The following is a 4,661-nucleotide window of genomic DNA, read 5'->3' as shown; positions in this document are numbered from 1 at the left end:
GCGCGGAGTGCCGCACCGCCGAGGAGCTGCTCGGGCCCGCCACGGAAGAGATCGAGAAGATCCGCGAGATCCTCGCGGGCTGATGTCTCTGAGCCTTGGTCAGTGTCGCGGTGAGGCGAGGCGGAAGCTCGCCAGCCGCCACGCCCGAAGCGGCGCGCGCAGGCGCCATGCGGCGGGCCGGGGCGGCTCGAGCCGCTCGGCCCAGACGAAGAGCGCCACCACAGCCATCGCGGCGAAGTGCCAGCCCGGCGCCAGGAGGCTCGCCAGCATCAGCGCCCAGCAGCTCTGCACGCACCAGAGCCCCGCGCCCAGCCCGAGTCGCAGCGCATCGCCATGGGCCTGCGGTGCAAACGCGGCAATGGCCGGGCGCCGGTGGCAGCGGTTGAGCGCCGCCTGCTTCCACGGCGAGACCTGCCACAGGACGGCGACGGCCAGCGCCGCGATGAACACCTGCCCGTCGCCCGGCGCAGCCAGATGCAGCGCCAGCGCAAGGCCCAGCATGACAGGCCCCGCCGCCAGCCAGACCGCGAGATAGCCGGCGATCACCAGCGCCACGAGCCGCGCCCGGAACCGCCCGAGGCTGCGCGCCCTCACGTATCCCAGCGTGCCCGTAAGCGTCGGCAGCATCATCGCCGCCACCATCAGCACCCAGCCCAAAGCGAGCGCCTGCGGCGAGACGAAGGTGAAGGCATAGCGCAGACCCTCGACCGAGGGCACCGACCAGAGCAGCGCCGAGGAGCAGAGCTCGGGCACTGCGATGCCGCCGCTTCCCAGCGCCAGCAACAGCCACGCGGGCACGGCCAGCAGCGCCAGCGGGGCGGCGACCCGCCCCAGCTCGCGCCCCGTAGGTGGGACCAAGCGCCTCACTCGAACTGCCGGTAGAGGCTGATGCGGCCGATGAGGATCTGCGCCGCCTCGGGGATCTCGTCCATGGGCACGATCTCGACCGACAGCTCGTCGACGTTGAAATTGCCCGCGAGGTGCAGCTTGTCGACGATGCCGGTGATCTCGAGCGTGGCGTTGATGCCGCCGCCCGAGTGCCTGCCCGCCATGTCGGATGCCTGCCGCACCCCGAAAAGCGAGACGTTGCCCGCCAGATGCGCCTGCCGGGTCGCGTCATCCGCATCCGCGGCGAGCCCGACATAGACCTCGAAGATCACCGCGTCGTAGAGCCCGGTGATGTTCTCGAGGTTCAGGAACACCCGGTCCGGCGCGGTGGCGGCGCGCCCGGCAAGGCTGTTGCTGACCCGCCCGCGCACCGCCGCATCGGTGCGCACCGTGGTGCGCGTGGCACCGCTGCCGGAGAGCGCGAGGCCCTTGTCGCTTGCGCCCATCATCTCGGAACTGCTGGCTGCCACGGCGGGCCCTCCTCTTGCGGCGGCGGCAATGCCGAGAACGGCGCGCCGTGCCGCCATGTCCATGCCCTGCACCGCGGCGCCCGGGGTCAGGTCATCGTATTCATAGCCCAAGGCGTCGATCTTCTGCATCTCGGTGGGCGTATAGACCCATTCCGAGCCATCGGGCTGCGGCATCACGAAACGCCGCTCGCCGCTGCGCGCCGGCCCCTGCAGCCAGTCGAGGTTGTTGGGGTTCTGCCAGTCGGTCGGCGCCGCCGAGGGCTTGCCGGCCGGGAAGACGTTCCAGCTCTGCCAGAGCCGGTCGATGTTGCAGTGGTGCAGGTAGAAGATCGGGTCGAGCGCCGCGGCCGTAGGCGTCGACATCAGCCCCGGCAGCGGCGTGCCGTCGCTGAAGGTGTCGGTGGGGCTGCCCCCGCCCACGAGCCCGTGGACGATGTTGTGCGGGTTCATCTCGAGCCCGCCGCTGCTGCCGCCCTGCCAGTTGAAGCCGGTGGCGGGGCCGCCGAAACCTGTGCTCACCCCGCCGCCCGGGCCAGTGAAGACCGGGTCCCCCAGCGGATCTAGGTTGGTCCGCGAGGCGATGTCGAAGGGCTGCGTGCCGCCCATCGGCCCCCAGCGCTGAACCACGAAGAGCGGGTTGTCCCCGGTGCCGTCCGGCCAGTCCGGGCTGCGGAACTCGGGCGGCAGCGCGTTCTGGCCGTCGCCGAAGTAATTCCAGTAGGGCAGCGCCCAGCTCTCGTGCGGGCCGCCCAGAGCCTCGATCTCGGACCGGATCAGCGTCTCGATCGCAATCAGGTAGCCCCGGTGCCAAGGCAGGAAGAAGAAGCTCTGGTGCTGGCACTGGTCGATGAAGGTGTCGGTGTCGGCCTGGCTTGGCCCGGGCTCGTTGGGGTCGGTGATGCCGTAGAAATCCCAGAGCGCACGGAAGATGCCGTGGATCCCGCCGTAGAAGGTCCAGCTGGTGCGGTCGGCCAGCGGCCGCTCCTTCAGCTTCTGTACCCCGCGCGCATACCACAGGATCGGATCGGCCCAGGCGCTGCCGAGCTTGTAGACGTTCTGTCGGGTTCTGAGTTGGGACATGACACGGATCCTTCTGCTGGTCGGTTGCGGGGCCGCGCGTCAGGCGCGCACGGCAAAGAAGGTGGCGGTGACGCCGGCCTCGGCCTGGCCGTCGGAATGCGGCACGCTGCGGACGATGCTGCCGACGATGGTGTCGATCTGGCCGACGCCGTTTTCCCAGTGCGGCACCAGGTAGCCGAGGTAGTCGTAGACCCAGAGCTCGCCGCCGATGGTGCCCCGCCCCTGCCAGCGCAGCCGCGGCGGCTCGCCCGGCGTCGCGGTGCCGCTGAGCACCAGCGACCAGCCGGGGCCGCCAAGCGTGCCGCCGATGTCGCAGGCGGCGGGTTCGGTCAGCTCGAGCGTGCCCGCCCCGAAGGCGAGGTCATTGAATGGCAGAGACAGGTCGGGAGAGTTGACGAGGCTTCGGTACGCCCAGGTCCCGGTGAAATCGACGGTCATCACGTGGTCCTTTCAATCGCTTTGCGCTGAAATATCCATGCAGTGCGCTGCGGACCGGTCCGGGGTCGGCATTCGCGACGACCGACCGGAATCAGTCGGGCCGGAACACCGGAAAGCGGCGCGGCACATCACTCGTGACCGCTGCCGCGGGGCGCTGTCGGAAAAATCTCCGAGATCGGCGCGTCTCGCGGCAGATCCATGTTTCAACAGGAAGAATTCGGGACCGGCCTTCGACCGACACGGCCCCACGAAGCCTCCTGGACAGGGTCTCGAGATCGCGAAACGGGCGCGGCCTGAACAGTCAGGATGTTCCGGTCGATTCGAGACCGCCCTAGTGGGATGACCTTACCACATTCACCCGCGGTTGCGCTCACATTACCTATGCGAGTGCGCCTATATTTTCGATTTACACTTTTCGCGTGTGCGTTTGCTTGGCGGGGACCCGGCGCCGTCAGCCCATGAAGCTGTGCGGTGCCAGCGCGTTGGCCAGGAAATGCAGGTTCTCGCGCAGCGCCTCGCGCGTGGTCGGCCCGCCAAGACAGACCCGAAGCTGCTCGCCCGGGCTCCCCAGCACGGTGAAGGCGTCCGAGGGCATGAGCCCGAGCTGCCGCCGCGCCATGCGCGCGACCACGTCGGCGCGACCGACGCCCTCGGGCAGATCGAGCCACAGATTGAAGGCGTTTTCGGCGGCGCGGTAGCGCACGTGGGTCAGCACCTCGGCGGCGATGGCCTGCCGGGCGGCGCTCTCGGCGCGGATGAAGCGGCGGATGCCGTCGGCGGTGCCGTCCTCGATCCATTGCGTGACCAGCGCCATCGACAGAGGCGAGGGCATCACCGACAGCGCCCGGATCGACTGCACGAGGTGATAGGCGCAGCGCGGCGTCGGGGCGATGGTGAAGGCCAGCCGCAGCCCTGCCCCGATGCACTTGGCGAGCCCGCCGATGTGCCAGGTCAGGTCGGGGGCCGAGAGCGCGATGGGTGCCGGCGCCTTGGCGGGGATGAAGCCATAGGCGTCATCCTCGATCAGCATGAGCTCGTGCCGCCGCAGCACCGCTGCGATCTCGAGGCGCCGCGCCTCGGGGATGGTGAGCGTCGTGGGGTTCTGCAGCGTCGGGTTGAGGTACAGCGCCTTGGGCCCGTGTTCGCGAATCGCCGCGTCCAGCGCCTCGGGGAGGATGCCGCTCCCGTCCATCTCGATGCCTATGAGGTTCAGCCGGAACCGCCCCGCCACGTTGCGGAAGCCGGGATAGGTGATCGCCTCGCAGAGCACGGTGTCGCCGGGGCGGGTGATGAGCGCGAGAATCGCCGCCATGGTGGCATGGGCGCCGGGCGTCACCGCCACCCGCTCGAGCGCGGGCACCATGCCGCGCATGCTGAGCCAGCTCGACGCCGCGACGCGGTCGCGCTCGGAGCCGGTGGCCGACTGGTAGCGCAGCAGGTCGATGAGGTTGGCCGAGACGTAACCCAGCCCCTCCTGCATGCGCCGGCGCAGCTCGGGGTCCTGTGGCTCGGGCGGCATGTTCATCGACAGGTCGGCCTCGTTGCTGCGCGACGGGTCGGGGCGGTCGCTGACCACCCGCCCCTTCACGAAGGTGCCGCGCCCGACGTGGCTTTCGACATGGCCCCGCGCCTGCGCCTCGGCATAGGCGCGCGAGACGGTGGTGAAGTCGATGCCCAGCGCCGCCGCGAGCCGCCGCTGCGGCGGCAGGCGCATGCCGTCCGCCAGCTTGCCGCTGCGGATGTCCCCCGCGATGGCATCGGCGATGGCCTGGTAGCGCGGTTTGC

General features: G+C 70.0%; 4 protein-coding genes. All 4 read right to left on the bottom strand.

What is annotated here, in order from left to right:
* Positions 1–99: 99 nt before the first annotated feature.
* Entirely contained in the window at positions 100–858 is a 759-nt protein-coding gene (locus tag HC022_RS19410) for a DUF2182 domain-containing protein (protein ID WP_167453518.1), read from the bottom strand.
* 5 nt (positions 859–863) lie between these two features.
* Positions 864–2,438 carry a tyrosinase family protein gene (locus HC022_RS19405; protein WP_167453517.1) on the bottom strand — a complete coding sequence of 525 codons (1,575 nt, stop codon included), beginning with the start codon at positions 2,436–2,438 and terminating at the stop codon, positions 864–866.
* Between the two features lie 39 nt (positions 2,439–2,477).
* Positions 2,478–2,876, bottom strand: coding sequence for a hypothetical protein (locus tag HC022_RS19400; protein WP_167453516.1), 399 nt, complete (start codon positions 2,874–2,876; stop codon positions 2,478–2,480).
* A 451-nt stretch (positions 2,877–3,327) separates the two neighbouring features.
* Positions 3,328–4,661, bottom strand: a 1,334-nt coding sequence (locus HC022_RS19395) for a PLP-dependent aminotransferase family protein (protein ID WP_167453515.1), incomplete at its 5' end; no start/stop codon positions are given.

Origin of the sequence: Salipiger sp. HF18 (assembly GCF_011806505.1) — a bacterium.
In the GTDB taxonomy this organism is placed as follows: domain Bacteria; phylum Pseudomonadota; class Alphaproteobacteria; order Rhodobacterales; family Rhodobacteraceae; genus Salipiger; species Salipiger thiooxidans.
This window is presented reverse-complemented; position numbering and strand designations above follow the sequence as displayed.

Bases quoted from the DNA above. Each gene is read 5' to 3' on its own strand.
- HC022_RS19405 (WP_167453517.1), bottom strand. From the start codon at position 2,438: ATGTCCCAACTCAGAACCCGACAGAACGTCTACAAGCTCGGCAGCGCC.
- HC022_RS19400 (WP_167453516.1), bottom strand. From the start codon at position 2,876: ATGACCGTCGATTTCACCGGGACCTGGGCGTACCGAAGCCTCGTCAAC.